The sequence below is a fragment of the Bacteroides mucinivorans genome, assembly GCF_034654355.2.
Classification (GTDB): domain Bacteria; phylum Bacteroidota; class Bacteroidia; order Bacteroidales; family Bacteroidaceae; genus Bacteroides; species Bacteroides nordii.
The window spans coordinates 338,425-358,100 of record NZ_CP178179.1 but is presented as its reverse complement, the minus strand read 5'-3'; the positions used below and the strand labels follow the sequence as shown (position 1 = coordinate 358,100).

Below are 19,676 nucleotides of genomic sequence, written 5' to 3'. Positions count from 1 at the left end.
CTATTAAGTATTATAAAATATCTTTTTCCCGATACAAACACCGAAAAATATAAAATTTCGATACTAAAATATAATATATTCACTAAAAAAAGTACTTACACCCCACAAAATCAAAATCTGATACTTTTTCATTTTTATCGAATATCCATTGCAAAACCGCTCCTTTATATTTGCACCATGAGCAATAACCTTTAATTATTTTAATACTATGCTGAAGATCAAAGAAGGATTCAAAGGTGAACGACTGATAAGTCTTCCCTCATTCGCAATTGAAAAATTCAAAAACGACGAATTAGGCAAAGAGTTGTATTTCTCCAATATGGGTTATTTTCCAAATGCCGAATATCATTACTGCCGTAGAAAGTCGGAAAGCTCCACCAATTACATTCTTATATATTGTGTAAAAGGCGAAGGATGGCTCGAATACAATGGTAAGAAGTCAAAAGTAACAGAAGATCAATTCTTTATTATCCCTCAGGGAACCCCGCACGCCTATGGAAGCAGTAAAGGGAAACCATGGTCCATTTACTGGATTCACTTCAACGGTAAAAAAGCAGGATATTTCAGCAAAGGATTCGATATACCTCAGGACATGCCTTATAATTCACAGTCGAGATTTAAAAATAAGATAGACATGTTCGAAGAGATATTCGATACATTACAACAAGAAAGCAGCACCGAACAGATGTCATATGCAGCCAGTGTGTTTTTCCATTTTCTGGGCATCATCAGATGTTCCAATCAGAATAAAAAGGAATCAGAAACCATTAGAGAAAGTAATATCATTGATACTTCCTTAAAATTTATGCGGGAAAATCTGCACAAGCATCTCTCCCTAAAAAATATGGCAGAACATGTAAATCTCTCCGTATCCTATTTCTCCAGAATATTTATAGCCCAGACCGGAACTTCTCCTTCCAAGTATCTGGCACAGCTCCGTATGGAGAAAGCCTGCCATTACCTGGAAGAGACAGAAATGAAAGTAAATCAAATCAGCCCATTGGTAGGATTTGATGACCCGCTTTATTTTTCAAGACTATTTACTAATTATCTGAAATTATCTCCCACGCAGTATAGAGAAAATAAGAATAGAACCATATATTTCAGAACTACAGTACAAACATCCCATCATATTATGGCGGTATAAACACTTTAAGCATTGGGTTACACAAATCCTTACAGGATACGTAACCCAATGTATATAACCATTCAATCTCACTGGTATCTGCCGGAATAAATGAAGAGTTAATATAACTAATATATTAGTTACTTTACTTGTTACTGTTCATACATTCATATACATTTGTAATTCAGACAATATAATAGTCCTCATCCCGGACTATATTAATAAATCAGTAACCTTATGAAAGCAGCAGATTGGATAGAACATCTAAATTTACGTCGTCACCCGGAGGGAGGGTATTACAGAGAAATTTTCCGAACCGGAAAAATGGTAGATGGTAACAAACCCGCTATGACTTCCATATATTATTTATTAGAGAATAATGAAATATCAGCATTTCATAGACTTTCTTCGCCGGAAGTATGGTACTATCATGCCGGTTACCCATTAATGTTATATGTAATCCATCCTGACGGAAGATTAGTCACTCATTTGATGAATACCGATATTTCAGGTGAACAGCAAGTAGCCATCGAGCCCGGATGTTGGTTTGCTGCCGAGCTGCCTTCACACTTCGGATATGCGCTGGTTAGTTGTGCGGTTGCTCCTGCCTTTACTTTCGATAATTTCGAGTTAGGTACATTTGATGAATTATCTAAGCTTTTTCCGGAGCACGAAGAGGTACTAAGGCGATTGTGTCAATAGTAATACAACACTTTCATAAATAGCTCAACAACCAGATCCCATCGCTTTACGCAGGATATTCCCCATGTTACAAAGGATGGGAGTTTTTTCCTATCAAGATGACTATTGAGCTAAAAATGTCACTTTTTCAAGTGGCTTCAATTATTCAGTGGCATATTTATATGTATAACTTTCAATGACTTCTTTGATGTTATTGTTCATCCGGTAAACCTCGCATAAGCGATTAAAACCATCATAACTGTAATAGGTGGTAGAACCTTTGGGGTCTGTTTTTGCCACCATACCCACCAACGGTTTATAAGAATAAGTGGTGATTAATACTGTTTTATTAGCAAGCAAAGTACGCAACATAGTATCAAGGTGTTTGATATCAGGATTCGAACTATCAGTCAACGATTTTATATAGTTTGCTGTCAATGCATTTTCTACTTCCTGATAGGTTGCATTATTGATCATTGCAACTATCTCTTTATTATTATACGACCACAAAAAGGTAACTTTCTCTGTTGTAGATTGCTGGTATTGCGCATTACCATTCTTATTGTAGGCTCCCATTTTTAGCTTCTCCGTATAAAATTGAGTATAGTTTTCCAACGTTCCTGGTACAGGCAAATTTAAAACATCTACAGCATCGGGAAGATACATGCCTAAAGTATCTTTGTATATTGTTCTTTGTCCGGCAATAATCTTTCCGTCTTTTGTAACAAGTTGCTCTAATGGCAGTCCAATCATGGAACGGCCACACATACCTATACTAACAGCATTATTAAAATCGTTCGGATATTTAATGAATTTCTCCATAATCTGATCATGCATTGATGATTTCGTATAATTACACAACCAATTGTTTGCGTTATACTGATATTCTGTAACAGTCACTTTAGGGGTAGCTAAATTTCCAAAATATTCTTTATCAATTTCCTGTTTCAAGTGCCACCTTTCCGAATACACATCATAAAACCGTATATACGCCATTGAGTTAGGTAGGTTTTGTACTTTCAGTCCCTTTACACTCCTTTGATTTGTACGTACATATTGAAATATTTTTTCCTTTTTCAGATTACCTTCCCGGTCATAATAAACAATCTGTGACGGACTTCCATTATTAAGATACGGTATAGTTGGATAATTTAGGATAAACAAGTCCGGATATTCTGTTGTTTCGTCCATCATATTATTAAAGTAATACTCAGTAGTTCCATTATTTTCATTGTTGGTACCTACTATTTTCTCTTCTACAAACGAATAGCCGACATATCCACTCAACGAACAACTTTTTAAGGGTGATGCCGGAGAGCTGCTTCCGTAATAATAATGAGAAATACTTCCATTACCTAAAAATAAATCATCAGATGAAGTATATAATGCTAATTTCTTGTGATACTCGGGAAGAAGTATTAAACTACCACTTTCATCATAATTGAATATTCGTCTGTTTATCAAGTTTCCATCTGACCAATCGGCTATTTGCTTGATTCTTAACCCACCTCCTTTATTCAATTTTTTATTGTAAAGACCAATTAATGCAAGATAAACATTTTCAGGAAAATGATCCTGAGGTATAGTAATATCCATACGATAAGTTCCTTTGGGGAAATAAAAGCGAATACTACCACTATCATTTTTTTTATCAAACGAAAATGCATTTGTTTCGAATGGAGTAAATTGATCTCCGGATTGCTTTTCAATTATAACAACCATCGGATTCATATATTCTGCTTCATCGTCATTCTTTTTTGAATATTGATAACGAAGCGTAGCCCAACCATTTTCTTGCATTGTAAATGTATCGGTAGGTAACTCACCACACATAATCTCCCCTTCAGGATTTCCATCATATAGCGTAGCATAACTCCATGCGGTTAAATCAATTGCTTGCGCTACACAAAGAGGTAATTCAACTCCAGAGAAGAAAAAGGTATGCGGTTCGTATTCAAAGACCGTTTTTCCTCCTGTTGGATAAGTAATGCCGGTCAACGTGCCCCGAAGCATCAGTTTTTCATCAGGAGTCTTATCAAATCCGGGGATATAATATCCGGTATCTGAAAGATAAGGAGGAGCCACACTCCAATAGAAACCATGTGTATTTAAGTTGCTAATATCTGAATATGATGGACCTCTACCTCCGTTATAATATCCCCAATAATCCTGAGATAGTGAGTTCTTTGCAGGAAGCTCTTCTCGATTGTATGCAAATGAATATTTAATCGATTGGTTGCTATTACCCACAAAAAGTAGCGAATCCAACATCAGGCGACACTTTGAATAATCATTCACATTCCCCAAATAGGAGTGTTTAAGAATAATATTTTTTATTGATTCATCTTTATCTTTTATATTTATTCCCTGTAGTTTCTTTGCCTTTACTCCAGCTTGTGATGATTCAATATCCAGCCTGTCCGAATAGGTAAACGTCAAATTCTCATTATCCAGTTGTATATTCTTCAATAAAGCTTGCTGTTGAACTTGCGAAGAACAACTATAATACTTATAGTAGAAATCCAAATCTGGTAGTTTGTGATTCATGTTACAGAAATATACACTTTCCGAAGAAACTGGAATTGAATATACAGATTCCATTGTATAATTGAAACGAATAACATTTTTTTGAGGAGAGACAATAGAATCAAGAAGCCAAGCCGTAATCGTTTCCGGCTGAATATCCCTACGAAATTGCGGACGATACGGAGGGATATATTGAGTAAAGTTTTCTCTTGTTTGATATGTCACAGTATTTTCTTTTGTATTGAAGTAATATGTAAATCCTAAAGCATCGGTTATCACCCAAGCTTTGCTATTGATATGATAACGAGCATCTAAGTATTCTTTTTCATTCATTATCATAGCTTTAGCTACATAATATGTATTTTCTCCTCTTCCACATAGGTCGAAAAACATTGTTCCTGAAAACCCTGCAAAATTGAAATGAAACAGATCCGGTTCCCTCTCCCATAGATTTTGTGTATGTTTTTCATAGGTATCCGATTCTCTCGCAAAGATATCAGGGGTAATATTTCTAAAGTTATCAGTTGATGGAAGAGGATTATTGAAATTATAATAATATCCTGTGGGAGAACTACCAAAATCATCCCATCCCTTAACTTCTCTTGTTATGCATCCTCCTGCATTTAAAGCCCAACCTAACCCCACTACACTGGCTTCCAGAGCAACGGTGATACCCGAAGCATGATAACTAATATTTACGGGAATTCTTTTACCATTTAAGTTCAACTCGTAAATAGGTATTGATATTTCCGGAACTCCGGTATAATGTCCCACCGGAACCGATCCGAATCGTCCTAAAGCAGCGGCATTCGGTGAAGGAAGTGCCGGTTGATACATTTTAGGTGTTTCATTTGTAGCTATTTCAAATGGATTGAGCTGACTTCCTGTTGCTCTAAGCATTGGAACACTATCTTGTGATGAAAGCAACAAACGCCCTTTTGGAAAGGCATCTGCGCCTAACGGAGCATTATTTTCACTTTGAGCCTTTAACAAACACAGGTTAACTGTTCCTGCTACTAATAAAACTGTAGCTATAAAACGTTTTAAAAACTTATTCATAACATTATTTTTTACAAGCATACACTATTAGACATATAAATTATTCAAGCAGCACACATACCGAATAAAACAAAATAGTTTCAGTATGATTAGTTTAAATATAATAAATACAATTCCTTTTTTTTATCCATAATAAAAAAACGACTTTTAAAATCTTCCGTCTTTACAATATCATCACTAAGTACCGCCCAACAAAATGGATCAAATGAAAACTGGCCAGGAACTGTACAAAAATAATAGAAAAATTGGAACACTCCATCATTATAATAAGCTATATTGCTATCTTTTACTCTCATTTCTCGCAAGACAAGTAATTGTGTTTTCAAATCCTTCCATTCATCCAATGTCAATCCCGGAAACGTACGACACGTATCAGCCATCTCTTGTAGATTATTATAACCTTCCCACGTACCAGTATCAATCGGATTATAATTATATGTGGAACCCACTATACTAAAATGGTTATCCTCTGTAAAAGTAAAAGTTACATATTCACCTGTTCTTCCTGAAATAGCAGGTATTTTCTTTATATACATTTCCGCCTGTTTTATCGAAGAGATCAACTCATCTACATTTTTATACTCAATTTTTGGACCTCTACATGAGATGCAAAACACACAAAGCAATAAATAAATTATAATCTGACGCATAGCAAAATCATTTTTTAAAATAAGTATTATAATAAAGAAAACCTTGCCGTATCATATAAAGATCTTTAGGATCATCTCCATACGGTAGACCATGAGTTGATGGTTTGGTTAATTGGTTCATACCTGCACCGACCTCTGATATTATCCCTAAAAAGCCAAAAGCTTTACCGGATTACTCGCACAGTACACATATGGATTTATCGAATTAGTGGTTCAAGTATTTCTTTTTACATCTACAAACATTGATATTGAAATAATAAGATTCACAATAGTTATCATAAAAAACATTGTTTTAAAAAAAATCTCATGTATAAAAACGGAACTAATAATAGCAATAAATGCAAAAAATACAGAATACACAATAAACAGTAACGATAAAATCATACAATTCCGACTATTGGAGCAAAAGAAAACATATATACATAATAATATGATTGCAATGGCTGTTATGACTGGAAGTAAACCGTAACCTTTTGTTCCAAAAAGTAATATAGCCTGTACTATCCAATAGCCCAATTTTAAATTCCAAAATATTCCATGTTTTAGCTGCATCTTACTTTCTTCTATTTATTAATTGACCATTAGGATTGTATCTTATTATTGACTTAAAAGTGCGACTAAGCAAATAAGGCTTCATGTCAACCACATATTCATTTTGTCTAAACTGCCGCTACACAATACGTATATTATTTCTTGCAGTTTTGATTCCCGCTGCATTCAATGCTCTTTGAGTAACTGTAGCACATTGATTAGGATTTAAAGGATTAAAGCTATATTCCTCATTTTCACTTATAGCAACAAATGTCTCTTTCACCATATTATCCTGCTCTGCTGTGCTTAGAAATACGCATCTCTTGGAATATCCATAAAAATTAATGTCCTTATCACTAACTTAATTATATTCACTGTCTATCATTTTTGGGTAGTACTAATAACTCCAATGCCAGAAGGATAATACTCCAAAAACTGATCCTAATGTTTCTTTATCTTATCTAAATGTTCTTCCAACTGCTCCGGACTCAATTCCCAATAATAAGGTATAGACCGGACTGCATCCGGAATATCTTTCATAAACGTACCATTCAAATCGACACCATGATATTCGCCAAAACAGAGTGTTTCCTTTTTCTCCACATGTTTATAGGTTACAATCGCCATAATTCTTGGATCAATATGAGATACTGAAGTATCAGGTCTCAGTTCATTAAGATAAGAAGTGAATTCCTTAATAAAAACAGAATCTTTTGTAATCTTGAAATCAAGATTATGAAACCAATCAAATTCCTGAGGAGTACAACCTACAGCAACTGCCATTTCTACACCTTCATTTGTGAATACAAACTTTATACCTTTTATATTCTCCTGTCCTAAGCCATTAAATACATTCAGTACAGTTATTATAAACATCATTATGGTTCTGAAGTCCATCCCCTATTCCTCCTTTCTAATGCATCATTTTTCACTCTTATTCTATATTCTTTGCTTACTCACTTTTTCTATTGAAGTACTATTTTCACTATAATCCTTATTGAACTGCTATATTTTTTCACCCTTTACGATTTTGAGAAGCTTCTCCATTCACTCATACTGCCACAAATAGATCATTCATGCAACATACATATGAATAATCCACTGCACTCCAAGAAATTCAATACAATAGATTTCTAATCTCCCCATATATTTTCCTTCTTTATCACCTTCCCGCCCACATTTATTCCATATACATCTGTAGATAGGTTCATAAGAATATATCCTTTCTTAGCGAGATGATTATCAAAATATTGTTTTGAAAAGATATTACTCTCCACAAGATTGATATTATAGTTAACTTTATGAATTTTCGGCTTTTTGTCTCCATAATAATCTTCGATAAATACATTCCTATTATCCAATGAATCAAGAATAATATTGGCATAAGCACCTATTCTTAATTCAATATAATCGACGCTATCAGAAAGTGATGTCTCATATCTTGTCGGACTTATAAGAACATAGAATTTACCAGGACGTTTGAAAGTAGTCACATACATATTTACTTCAGAAATATAGAACTTAAACTCTCTTTTTGTCTCTGTAAAACAAGACGACATAATACAAAGCGTTAATATCAACCATATTATAGAAATATTCTGTTTCATACTACTTCAATTTTTTTATTATGTATCTTAACCCTGGTAAAATTGAACTCGAATTCCTCTTCATTGTTTTTATCGGATGATTTATTGCATCTATTCTTCCATATACCCATCCACAATACTCTGCATTTTTTGTAGAAATACCTTCTGTTGATAAGTGTCCATCTTGTTTTGTCTGCAACGCATCAAAAGCAGCTCTTGATGCTTTCCAAGACATATTGTTACGCCCTGCAATAAAGCCGGCTCCAATATTACCTACATCTCTTGCAGAAGCATAAATAGTGTTACCTTTTGAATCTTTACCCAAAGATGTACCACGATAATAATATATAGAGTTACCATATTTGTCATCATCTTTATTGCTTCCTTGCCTTTTAAAATCATATTTCTCTCCTCCTACAGCGTTTTCCATATAATCAGTTAATTCAGGATCACTTTCCACCAAATCAGATAAAAAATCCATACCACTGTGATCATTAGTATCGATAGTACCCATCCATTTTTCCTCATCGCTATTATAAAATGAAGTCATAGTTGATGATACCCCGATTGTACCATCTATTCCAACCCCTCCATCAGGTTGCCTACCCCACAAATAAATATTACGATCATCATCATCCAAATTTCCCCCAACAACACGATAATTGCCATTATTATCCTGTATGACCCAAGTACTTGTACCGTCAGGATCTACATATTTAATTGGATTATTCGCACAATACACATACGGACTTATCGAATAGTACTTTTCACACAACGGATCTATCGAAGTAAACCGCGATATAAGCGGATCCTGCCAACGTCCTGTGAAGTCATATTCATTCAGCCCATGCATGCTCACCAGTTCTTTCCCACCAAACATATAAGGTTGACGACTCTGCTCAGAACTACGGTCAAACAGAACACCGGAGGGATAATATTCCAAAGACTGATCCTGGTAATAGCCCTGAGAATTACGGGTGATACGAACATTACCCAAATGATCATGGACATAGTAATAATAAGCATAGTTACGACGAGAGTCAATGCCTACATGATCTGCACCGATATAACCTTCGGGAGTTTGAACCATAAACATCTCAGGGGTACTGTTTTGCCAAGTACGATACATATAATGACCGTTCCATTCATCCGTAGCTTTGCTATAAGAAGCATTACCATGATAGACAGAATCCTGGGGAACAACTATTCCCGTACTATATGTTTTATAAACTGTTTTCACCTTTCTACCGTCGGCCAAATAACTATTTATAATCTGATTCCCATTCTGGAATTGAACGGTATCCGGCAAATTTAAGAAATTATACCGCGTTGAAACTACTCCCTTATCTAAATTCTTAATTAAATTGCCATTAGCGTCATAATAGTATTCAATAGCTGCATCTGACAAATCAGGATAAGACATACTGCCAAAATCATAACTATAACCGGATATAGGATTTCTTAAAGATACATTTTTTATCTGGTTGCGTGTGTACCGGATTTCCAACGCATCTATCTTACTACTATTCAGTCTGCGTTCCAGATAAGTTATATTACCCATCTTGTCATACATATAAAACTCATGATGCGGCACCCTGATTCCCTGACTGTCATAAGCATTGGCAGCCGACAGACGACTTAATCCATCATAGAGAAACTGATAAGTATATTTATTCCCGTTTTGATTATATTTTATAGCGGATATATTGCCATTATAACAAGGGTCCGCATCGGTAAATGAACCGGTATTGTAAAACAGCTCCTCTTCAAATCCCCGACTTTTTATGGATAAGGTCCAGTTTCTTATATTATATGTATACCGCACGGTATCTTGCCCGTCATGGCGTTTCTTCTCCTGTAGCCTGCCATAATTATCGTAGATCAACTCGGAAAGCAAGACTCTCTGTCCGCCATTATGAGTGTGATAGGTTTTTATTAATTTCGAGGCATTATCATAGTCATATTCGTAAAGTTCCTGCTGACTATTATTACCCCTGGGATCACCGGGAGGATAGGGATAAATATAATAGGAGGAAGAATGCAGATATTTCGTGAGCAATGGCTGACCGGTGAAATTATATTTGGTCCAGCCAAGATTATAATGCCCGTACGGAGTCAGTTTACTCACTGTCTGTATTTCCCGCCCTCTCACATCATAATAATGCGCAACAAACTCTCCTTTACTCAAATCATCCAATTGACGGACATACGTTCCCGTCAATAACCCCTGAGCACTTTCATGCCTGATACCAAACGAAGCATCTTCCACATAATCCATCACATAGATATTGAAACAATCCAAAGAAAGGAAATCATACCGGTCGTAATAGTTGGCAAGCAGCACCCTGACTTTATAACCCGACAAAACAGGGGCTTCGTATCCCAACAAGTTATCTGCTTTGCTGAGATCGGAAGAACAATTCGTGCTGAGTGTTCCTTTAAATAAGACATCCTTATAGTCATTTGCCAGTTGCTCCCTCGAACGTTGTGTTTGAATAGTTCCCGTTACAACAACCCGATTGAGAGCGTCATATAGCATAAAACTCCACTCCTGTTTTGCACGTTGAACGCCACTTTGAGAAAGAATCGGATGATCTGCCTTGTCGTACACATACCATATAGGCTCACAACCCGGTAGAGTCTTCTCAACACACCGGTTGCGGGAATCATATTTATATTGATAACCATATAGAGAAAGATCGGGAGTATCCTGATAGGCAGGAGGAAGTACAAAACGTCGATTCCCAAAGTCATCATATACATAATAGGTATCATAAGGCTCACCACTAACCAATTGCCTGGTTAAAACGACTTGTCCAAGCATATCCGTGAAGGAGTAGGATAGACGCCCGTCCTCGTCTGCCGCTTGATTAACGTATAATGAACCGGCGGCATAATTGCCATTCTGCACCAATGAACCGGAAGTGTCCACTTTGTATAATTTGCAGCAAAGTGTATCGGTAGCAGTATTTGTCAGATAGGCTGTTGATACAGGATGATCAGTCCAGGCAGCGCCGGGGCCGTATTGCTTGACAATACGATTCAAAGGAGAAGCTTCATAAACAGATTCACTAAAAGGGCGGGAATCACCACCATAGGTAGCAGAAATATCATTCTTTATGTCTTGAGGCGATAAATAATCTGAAGAGGTTACATATGGCAACCAGGATATGGATTCACGCCCCACTCCGTCATATTCCTGAAGGGTGGCAAGATTGGTACCCGAAGGGGTCACATTTTTTTGTACATTCAGGAACGGACGCCCCAGACCATCATAATACTGTATCGTTTCAAGACATTTGGAAGGGTCACTTTCGTGTAGCATGACGCGGGTACGGATATAGTTTTGATTAATATCCTGAGAAAAGCCACAGGCAAAAACAAATACAAACAGAATTGCCAATATACCGGTACGTTTCATAAGTGTGTTGTTTTTAAGGAAAGAATAATGATTATCGTTTCAGAATCTTCTCGCCGTATGCTTTATCACCTACAACGATACGCAACAGGTATTCTCCGCCCGGTAGACCATCCAACGGAAACTGTTTTTGATAACTGCCTTCAGCCTGACAGGCTTTCTGTATGGAGGATTGTTGACGGCCCTGAATGTCATACAAACCGAGAGTCACATCCGAACCAACTTTCAGGGTATAATTCAAGGATACCACATGATCACTTAAAGTGAAGGTGTAATGAATAAATTCATCCTCATATCCGTGACCGTTATTCTCATTTTCAGGAGCTCCCTGGATAAAAGATTCCGGCTGTTTATCCGCCTCTATCCGATCCCGTTTCTCCTGATTATCAGAATCTTCGTTTAAGCCATAGTATTGTTCCTCAGGAGGATAATAAAAGGAGGTTGAGAAATGAGTCGATTTCTGGCCGGATGTACAAATGGCACTGTTTATGCTTTCAAAAACAGGATAGCGATAACCTTCCGCATACCAGCGCCAGGTGTCAATTTGGAAATAAGAAGAATCATTAGCCAGATGCAAATTAACACTGTCGCGATAACAAACCGCAGAAGGTAAAGTATCCAAACCGGCAGTAATACTTACGAATCCCGGACTCATCTGCTCAAAGATTAACTTGCGGGTATGGATTCTCAGGACATGCTGCAAAGTATCCCCGCCAGGAAGGACCATCATACCGGTAGCATCTGCCGTAACCGTAGAATTACCACAAATATCAATCTTCATACGATTGCAATAATTGCCCTTTCCACCGAAAGAATTGGTAAAGGTACGCCCATAAGGAAAGGGAAATACAAGTAAAGCTTCGGGCTCACGATACATGATGCGGGTAGTAGGGTTCTCATACCCGGGAGTAAAAAGAGTATCACCGCACAATTGGTAATAATACATCGTACGGTGCTCGATACCGATAATGGTATCCGAATCAGAATGGAGAGAGGTATATCTGAGCTTATAGTTCGCATTTTTATTCTCTAACTCACTGAAATCCCAAACGATTCCAGGGCCTTTTGATCCGGGAGATTTATAGGACACTTCCTGTTTCTGAAGATGATCACCGGAACGGGGAAGATTTGTTGCAATCCCGAGAGAATGCTGTGAAAACAGCTGAATTGGAATAATAACAGACAATAAAAAGAACAGTAGTGATTTCATAATTATGTATGTTTAGCTATTAACATACACAAAAAAGAAAATAGAACTTCATATAAATAAAATTACGTCTTTTCGTTTTTTTGCATGTGTTTACAAATATACACATATAAACCATACACTACATCATAATCAAACATGTTTTACAACAGACACATAAGCATACATTCAGCCTTCTCTATTAAAATACGAATATATTTAAAATAACCATTCTTTTCTCCTCCTGCATTTCAATAATTTATTTACAGATACTAGGTCTCATCACATTATGACATGGAATAAATGCATAAAATCACCGGATTACACCATAATAATAAAAGGTATAATCCGGTTTAACAATCACATAATCTAAATCTTCATTCAAAAATATAGCACAGACATTCGATCTCACTAATATCTGGCAGATATAAATACAGAGTTAATATACTCTTCACCTTCCATACATATTAGAATAATATTGTAATTCAACTATATTATAACTCTTGATCCGAATGCCTGAATTCATAAATAAACCAGTTACTTTATGAAATTACACCCTAAAAACAAAGCTTTATTCTGCTTTTATTTAACTGAAAGCATTCTAAAAATTTCATTTGCAATCAATTTTGCTCCCGCAGCATCCGGATGTACACCATCTTTTTGGAAACACTCATCATGTCCCGAAACAGCAGTATAAATATCAATCAACACTAACTCCCTATCTTTCACTACCTCTTTTAGTATAGGAATTACCCCATTAAATACCACATCATCAGTAATACCATAATTACTTTTATAAACTTTACAGGGAGTACATACATAAATAGCAGAAACAGAAGGGAGTTCATTAAATTTATCAATCAAATAATTAGCATCACTTTTAAATTCGCTTTTATAAGTCCAGTTCATAGGTTTCGTATCATTAGTACCCAACTTTATTATAACAATATCCGGAGCAAATTCTATAGCTTTTGTATATTCTGCTTGATTCACATAAGGCCTATCCCCCTTCCTTAACAACGTCGCACCACTTTTTCCAAAATTACCTACATTATATCCATTCCCCAATAAGTGAGATAGCTGTGTAGGATAGCAATCATTTACCCGATCCGTCAACATAGAGCCAAAAGTAATACTATTACCAACACAAGCAACTTTTATAACATCTTTAATGGTGATGGTAAAATTCAGTTTTGCAACGGCATTATTATTAGTTGCTGAGATTTCTATATTTTCTATATGCGCAGAAGCCACTTTAGGAGCAGTTCCTGATAAAACAGCCGTTCCATTTCCATTGTCTTTTAAAGTTAACCAATCCGGCACATCATCAGCAATAATTTTAGTATCTCCATCGGGGTCAATAACCGAAGTCTTTATTGTATAACTAAAATCATATCCACCGGGCAATAATACGGGAGTAGTTATAGGTACAATATTTATAAGTGTTTCTTTAGGAATATAAGAGACAGTCAACTTAAACGATTGAGTAACTTCTTTCCCATTATTTATTGCATGGATAATAATATCTGAAGAAGAAGCCTCTTCCGGAGCAACTCCTTTAATCTCTGCCGTGCCATCACCTGCATCACTAAAAACAGCCCATGAAGGCACTCCTGTAGCCGTGATAACAGTAGCTCCGTTAGGATTGACTACTTCCGTAGTAATTATATAATGATAAAGTTGTTTCCCCTCTACAACAGTTATAGGTGTAGAACTAATTGAAAGTGTAGTTTCCGGTAACAGTTCGTCTTCTGTATCTTTACATGCTGTAAATGTGAGTAACAAAAGTGCCATACAGGCTAAAAAAAATCTTCTGAATATTTCCATAATATACAATTTTAAAATCAACATTAAACTTCAGAAAATCACACAAAAATAGTTTAATAGATTTTCTAAATTAATTGTTTCATAACAGTTTTACGAGCTCGATTATATCACAAAGATAGACTGCCCATACAATGTCGCATAAAAATAATATATCAAATACTAACAGAATCATATCAAAAAACAACATGAGACAGTCCAAAAAAGAAATGGAACAAAAGTATTATATTAATAAAAGAATTACTTCCCACTCTAAGTATCCCAATATATATCGTAGTTTAACATATACGCATCAGATACACTAAATAAATCTCGGATATACTTCAATGTAATAACCGTATTGAAGAGTTCCTTACCCACTGCAATAGACTCTATCATATTTGCTGGAAACAGACATTATAACTAAGCAATAAACATATACTGTCTTGTACTTAACATAGTACACTTTCTTCTTACAAATAATATGCTTTCTCTATCCATCATCTCCAAAGGTAAGAATCAAGAACATCCCCATGTTCTACAATAAAACATGGGGATGTTCTTGAGTAAAACACCCGGATGTTTTCAACAATAACACCCGGATGTTTTATAATAAGAAATCATATAACAAGCGCACAACACACTATGTAATAAACATTTGAATACTATACACTTAATCATTGCTAATATATACACTTTAGCGGAGCTATTTCTCCACTTACAGGAACAAGATATACTCCCCTCTTCAACAAATTATCTTATCTGAATTACCTTAACTAGAGGTCTTTCAGAATTTGCTGAAGCTGTATAGCATCGGAGGCACTACCAACCATAAACAGATAATCACCCGAAGGAGTAAAGAATTCTCCTTTTGCTTCATCCCAGAATCTCAATTCAGATTTCGGAACAGTCAAAATCACCTGTCTGCTTTCTCCTTTCTTCAAATGTACCCGCTCAAAACCTTTCAACTGTTTTAAAGGCATCTTTACAGACGAATCTGTTCCCTGGTATTTTACGTATAACTGAGCAACTTCATCGCCTTCATACTTTCCGGTATTTTTCAGTGTGAAGCTTACTTTCACAGTATCACCGGAAGAATCAATATTCAGTTTTTTATAAGAAAAAGTGGTATAACTTAGTCCGTAACCAAACGCATACAACGGCTTGCCTTCAAAGAACTGATAAGTACGCCCTTTACGAATATCATAATCATTGAATGCAGGCAGTTCGTCCAAACTGTTGTAATAGGTTAATGGTAATCTTCCGCCAGGATTATAATCTCCAAACAGAACCTCGGTTATAGCAGTACCTCCCGCCTCTCCGGGATACCAGGCATTGACAATAGCAGGAATATGTTCATCCATCCAGTTTATGGCCAATGAACTACCAGCAACCAAAACGACCACCGTATTCGGATTTATTTTATAAGCCTCTTCGATAAATGCTTGTTGCTCTTTCGGAAGTTCTATTGAAGAACGGTCTTGTCCTTCCCGTTCAATGGATTGATTTATTCCCAATACGGCAACCGTCAAATCACATTTTCTCATAATATTTCCGGCTTCTCCGTACAAGTCAATCACCGCTCTTTGATCGGTATCGGGTGCACGCCAATACAATTTTGCAGATGCACTGCCTCCACCATCAAAATATTCAGCAACGAGTTTATACTTTTTCCCCTTCTCTAAAGACAAAGATATACTATCCGTCCCTACACTTCGGTTATGCCATGAATCTATAATTTTCTTTCCGTCAATATACAACCGGCAACCATCGTCTGAAGTAAAAGCCAATGTATACTTCCCCGAAGCAGTAGGCACGAGGTCGCCGCTCCAACGGATAGACAATGGAGATTTCGGTAAAAAAGGATCCGGAGCTTGATTGATCGGTTCAAAGTTGATATTATCGTCTATACGTACTTTAGGAGTACCTGTCAAATCCTTATTATCATAGTATTCTGCCTTCAGACCATTCGGAAAATACGATTTCGTTATCATATCATATCCTGAAACTGAAGAGACCCAAGGAGTATACACAACCTCAACCTGATCGCCCAATCTGTTTCTAAGACCTTCAAGCACCGATACAGGATGATTAACCGGAGTTCCGCTATAATCACCAAATTCGCAATTTCCTGCATTTATCCCCACTACGGCTATCGATTTTATCTTTTTAGGATTTAAAGGAAGAAAATTCTTTTCATTCTTCAACAGAACAATGCTCTGACGAGCTGCCTCAAGAGCCAATTTACTGTGTTTCTCGCAACCGATTACCGAAGGCGATATCTTATTGTAAGGATTCAAATCCGGATCATCGAACAATCCCAGGCGCATACGTCCTCTTAATACACGATAAGCTGCAGAATCTATTTCTGCTTCAGTAACCATATACTGTTTATAAGCGTTGAGTAAAGGTCCTATATAGACATTATCCCCGCATTCAAGATCCAGCCCGGCTTGTATGGACAAAGTAGCGGCAGTCTCCAACGTTTTTACATATTTATGATCTGTGAACAAGAGACTCGGGCCTCCGCAGTCAGAAACCACATATCCATCGAATCCCCAATCATGACGAAGCACCTTCTTCAACAACCAATTATTCAGTGTACAGGGAACATCATTAATAGCATTATAAGCAGTCATTATAGAAGCGGCTTTCCCCTCCGTAATACACTTTTCAAATGCGGGCAAATAATATTCCCGCAGATTCTTTTCACTGATAATGGCATTACACTCAAAACGATTATGTTCCTCATTATTGGCTACAAAATGTTTAGGAGTCGACACCGTTTTCAGATAACGGGGATCATCTCCCTGCAATCCTCTGACGAATGAAACGCCCAACCTGCCCGACAGAAAAGGGTCTTCACCATAAGTCTCCGGAGTACGTCCCCAACGTGGATCTCTTGCCATATTTACGGTAGGAGACCAGAATGTAAGCAAATCACTAAATTGTGCCGATTGTTTCTTGCCACGTTCCAACTCATTCCACCTTGCACGAGCCTCATCAGAGATTACCGTTGATATTTCATGCAATAATTGTGGATTCCACATAGCAGCCAATCCGATGGCTTGCGGAAATACAGTAAAGTTTCCCGGACGCAGAACTCCATGAAGGGCCTCATTCCCATGATAATATTTATCTATGTTAAGCCGGGGGATACCCGGTGAAGTGGCACGCAATAATGAAATTTTTTCTTCAACGGTCAGTTTTGACAATAAATCAAGGATACGTTCATGCTGAGAGACATCCATATTCAGATAAATGTCTCTGTTATTTTGTGCCTGAGTTGAAAAAACACAAATCACACTTACTACAATCAGTAATAATCTTCTATTCATTTTTATTATTCTTTTGGTTTTACGATAGCACAAATACACCTAATCATTACTAATACATACACTTCAGCGGTGTTCTTTCTCCACTCACAGAAACAAGATATACCCCTCTTTCCGACAAAGGAATAACCGTATTAGAAAAGCCGGTATTCACGGTTCTGCCGTCCATAGTATACACAACTACTTTGTGATTATCCATACCACGAACCATTACTCCGGTATCTACCGGAACAACCCTGAAATGATCGGATGATGCGATTGACTGAATGCCGGTTGCAACAGATAAACCGGTGGTTGCAAACTTACTACCGGCGTACGACTGATCCAACGACTGAACACCTACGGTATATCTACCATTGCCGAACACACGCATCCGATAGGAGTTGAGGGCGGAAGAGAGAGAAGTTTGTAAGTCGGTACCTACTTTCAGCCTACCGGTTTCAATATCTACCGGGATCATTGTATATAATTCTCCGGTCGTTTCGTTACGGACATAAATATTGTAACGCAAAGCAGCTTCCGACGTTTCCTTATCAGAACCGGGTAACCAGGAGATAACAAGTTCATCACCTTCCATCACAGCCGTAACTTTGGATGGCGGTTCGGGAAAAGTATTTCCGGAAAGTCCTACCTTTTGCGGATTATTCTCATAAACGCGTAACGGAGCCGTATAATAGGAGGCAGGAGCCTTCTCGTAAGTACCCACATAGCCGCCAACAATCAAGTCCATATTACCATCTCCATTGACGTCACCCATGTTAATACCACCATCCTGATTGACAGGAACCACCGGATAGGATTTATCCATAACAAACTTACCCTCCCGCGTCTGATAATAAATACGGTTTCTAAAACCGGAGCCATCACTGGGCTCTCCATTGATCACCATATCCATCAGCCCATCGCCATTAAAATCGGCAACCAACGGATTGGCACGGCTCACTCCCAGAATATTACTTTCTTTTTCGGATACATACCGATAGATGCATTTACCATCTTTATCTACAGTGTTGTAATACAAAGAAGAGAGACAGACCCAACCGTCTCCGTTTCCGGTACTGATGATATCCAATGTACCGTCGCCATTAATATCTGCAAGTGTAGACTGTCCCTGAAAAGCTCCGCGAATATTTGAAGGCGTTTCATCCACAAACGAACCGTCACGTTTATTAATATACGTTTTAAGCGCAGTAGAAGTTTTGTCACTATATCCGGTGAACTCAATATCGAGCCAACCGTCATTATTCAGGTCACCAAACAGGACCGATCCATTGGTAGCTGCCTCAAACACCTGTTGTTCCTGACGAATAAAGGCACCACTTCCACGATCATTGAGATACAGATCAATGCGGCGTCCGTTGTGATAACTCATCACAACTACATCCGTATATCCGTCATGGTTATAATCGCCTACGGATACAGGATTGAAAAATCCTTCATCCTTGTATGGCAGAAAACCCGGAGCAGCAACTTTCTCAAAACGATATCCATTCTCTTCTCCCAGATTCCGGTACAAAGCAACTATTTTAATATCACTACTGACATTCCAGTCTCCTCCCTGCCCCATGATCAGCAAATCAAGATTTCCGTCATTGTTATAATCAAAAAAGACAGCATTCGTATAGGTACTTACAGCCAGATAAGAGTCTTTCTCAAGGGTAAAAGTACCATCACTATTACGCCGGGCGAGGATAGCTAATTCATCCCAGACATGAGCAACAGCTCCGATGCACGGTAACGTTGCAAGCAAACAAGCAATTAATCTCTTTTTCATA

General features: G+C 37.2%; 11 protein-coding genes. 2 read left to right on the top strand and 9 right to left on the bottom strand.

Annotated features, from left to right (window positions below; translation table 11 throughout):
- The first annotated feature begins 208 nt into the window (after nt 1-208).
- Nucleotides 209-1,147 carry an AraC family transcriptional regulator gene (locus tag VCM39_RS01205; RefSeq protein ID WP_322932426.1) on the top strand — a complete coding sequence of 313 codons (939 nt, stop codon included), beginning with the start codon at nt 209-211 and terminating at the stop codon, nt 1,145-1,147.
- 216 nt (nt 1,148-1,363) lie between these two features.
- Entirely contained in the window at nt 1,364-1,828 is a 465-nt protein-coding gene (locus VCM39_RS01200) for a cupin domain-containing protein (protein ID WP_002558281.1), read from the top strand.
- 141 nt (nt 1,829-1,969) lie between these two features.
- Here VCM39_RS01200 and VCM39_RS01195 read toward each other — a convergent pair whose 3' ends face one another.
- From VCM39_RS01195 to VCM39_RS01155, 9 genes are all read right to left on the bottom strand, one after another.
- A complete protein-coding gene (locus VCM39_RS01195; RefSeq protein ID WP_322932425.1) occupies nt 1,970-5,392 on the bottom strand; it encodes a hypothetical protein in 3,423 nt (1,140 codons plus the stop codon).
- An 89-nt stretch (nt 5,393-5,481) separates the two neighbouring features.
- A complete protein-coding gene (locus tag VCM39_RS01190; RefSeq protein WP_322932424.1) occupies nt 5,482-6,042 on the bottom strand; it encodes a hypothetical protein in 561 nt (186 codons plus the stop codon).
- 972 nt (nt 6,043-7,014) lie between these two features.
- A complete protein-coding gene (locus tag VCM39_RS01185; RefSeq protein WP_322932422.1) occupies nt 7,015-7,470 on the bottom strand; it encodes a hypothetical protein in 456 nt (151 codons plus the stop codon).
- A gap of 236 nt (nt 7,471-7,706) precedes the next feature.
- Complete coding sequence (locus tag VCM39_RS01180) at nt 7,707-8,180, bottom strand: hypothetical protein (RefSeq protein ID WP_221650089.1); 474 nt, start codon at nt 8,178-8,180, stop codon at nt 7,707-7,709.
- Between the two features lies 1 nt (nt 8,181).
- A complete protein-coding gene (locus VCM39_RS01175) occupies nt 8,182-11,580 on the bottom strand; it encodes a DUF6443 domain-containing protein (protein ID WP_322932421.1) in 3,399 nt (1,132 codons plus the stop codon).
- 31 nt (nt 11,581-11,611) lie between these two features.
- Entirely contained in the window at nt 11,612-12,787 is a 1,176-nt protein-coding gene (locus VCM39_RS01170) for a T9SS type A sorting domain-containing protein (RefSeq protein ID WP_322932420.1), read from the bottom strand.
- A gap of 558 nt (nt 12,788-13,345) precedes the next feature.
- Entirely contained in the window at nt 13,346-14,590 is a 1,245-nt protein-coding gene (locus tag VCM39_RS01165; protein ID WP_321029054.1) for a GDSL-type esterase/lipase family protein, read from the bottom strand.
- Between the two features lie 752 nt (nt 14,591-15,342).
- Nucleotides 15,343-17,904: a glycoside hydrolase family 3 protein gene (locus tag VCM39_RS01160; RefSeq protein ID WP_322932419.1), complete on the bottom strand. Its 2,562-nt coding sequence runs from the start codon at nt 17,902-17,904 to the stop codon at nt 15,343-15,345.
- Between the two features lie 49 nt (nt 17,905-17,953).
- The gene (locus tag VCM39_RS01155; protein ID WP_322932418.1) at nt 17,954-19,675 is read right to left on the bottom strand and encodes a VCBS repeat-containing protein; all 1,722 of its coding nucleotides are present in this window, start codon (nt 19,673-19,675) and stop codon (nt 17,954-17,956) included.
- Between the last annotated feature and the right edge of the window lies 1 nt (nt 19,676).

Excerpts from the sequence above, each read along its gene's own strand:
- VCM39_RS01205 (WP_322932426.1), top strand. The coding sequence starts at position 209 with ATGCTGAAGATCAAAGAAGGATTCAAAGGTGAACGACTGATAAGTCTT.
- VCM39_RS01200 (WP_002558281.1), top strand. The coding sequence starts at position 1,364 with ATGAAAGCAGCAGATTGGATAGAACATCTAAATTTACGTCGTCACCCG.
- VCM39_RS01195 (WP_322932425.1), bottom strand. The coding sequence starts at position 5,392 with ATGAATAAGTTTTTAAAACGTTTTATAGCTACAGTTTTATTAGTAGCA.
- VCM39_RS01190 (WP_322932424.1), bottom strand. The coding sequence starts at position 6,042 with ATGCGTCAGATTATAATTTATTTATTGCTTTGTGTGTTTTGCATCTCA.
- VCM39_RS01185 (WP_322932422.1), bottom strand. The coding sequence starts at position 7,470 with ATGGACTTCAGAACCATAATGATGTTTATAATAACTGTACTGAATGTA.
- VCM39_RS01180 (WP_221650089.1), bottom strand. The coding sequence starts at position 8,180 with ATGAAACAGAATATTTCTATAATATGGTTGATATTAACGCTTTGTATT.
- VCM39_RS01175 (WP_322932421.1), bottom strand. The coding sequence starts at position 11,580 with ATGAAACGTACCGGTATATTGGCAATTCTGTTTGTATTTGTTTTTGCC.
- VCM39_RS01170 (WP_322932420.1), bottom strand. The coding sequence starts at position 12,787 with ATGAAATCACTACTGTTCTTTTTATTGTCTGTTATTATTCCAATTCAG.
- VCM39_RS01165 (WP_321029054.1), bottom strand. The coding sequence starts at position 14,590 with ATGGAAATATTCAGAAGATTTTTTTTAGCCTGTATGGCACTTTTGTTA.
- VCM39_RS01160 (WP_322932419.1), bottom strand. The coding sequence starts at position 17,904 with ATGAATAGAAGATTATTACTGATTGTAGTAAGTGTGATTTGTGTTTTT.
- VCM39_RS01155 (WP_322932418.1), bottom strand. The coding sequence starts at position 19,675 with ATGAAAAAGAGATTAATTGCTTGTTTGCTTGCAACGTTACCGTGCATC.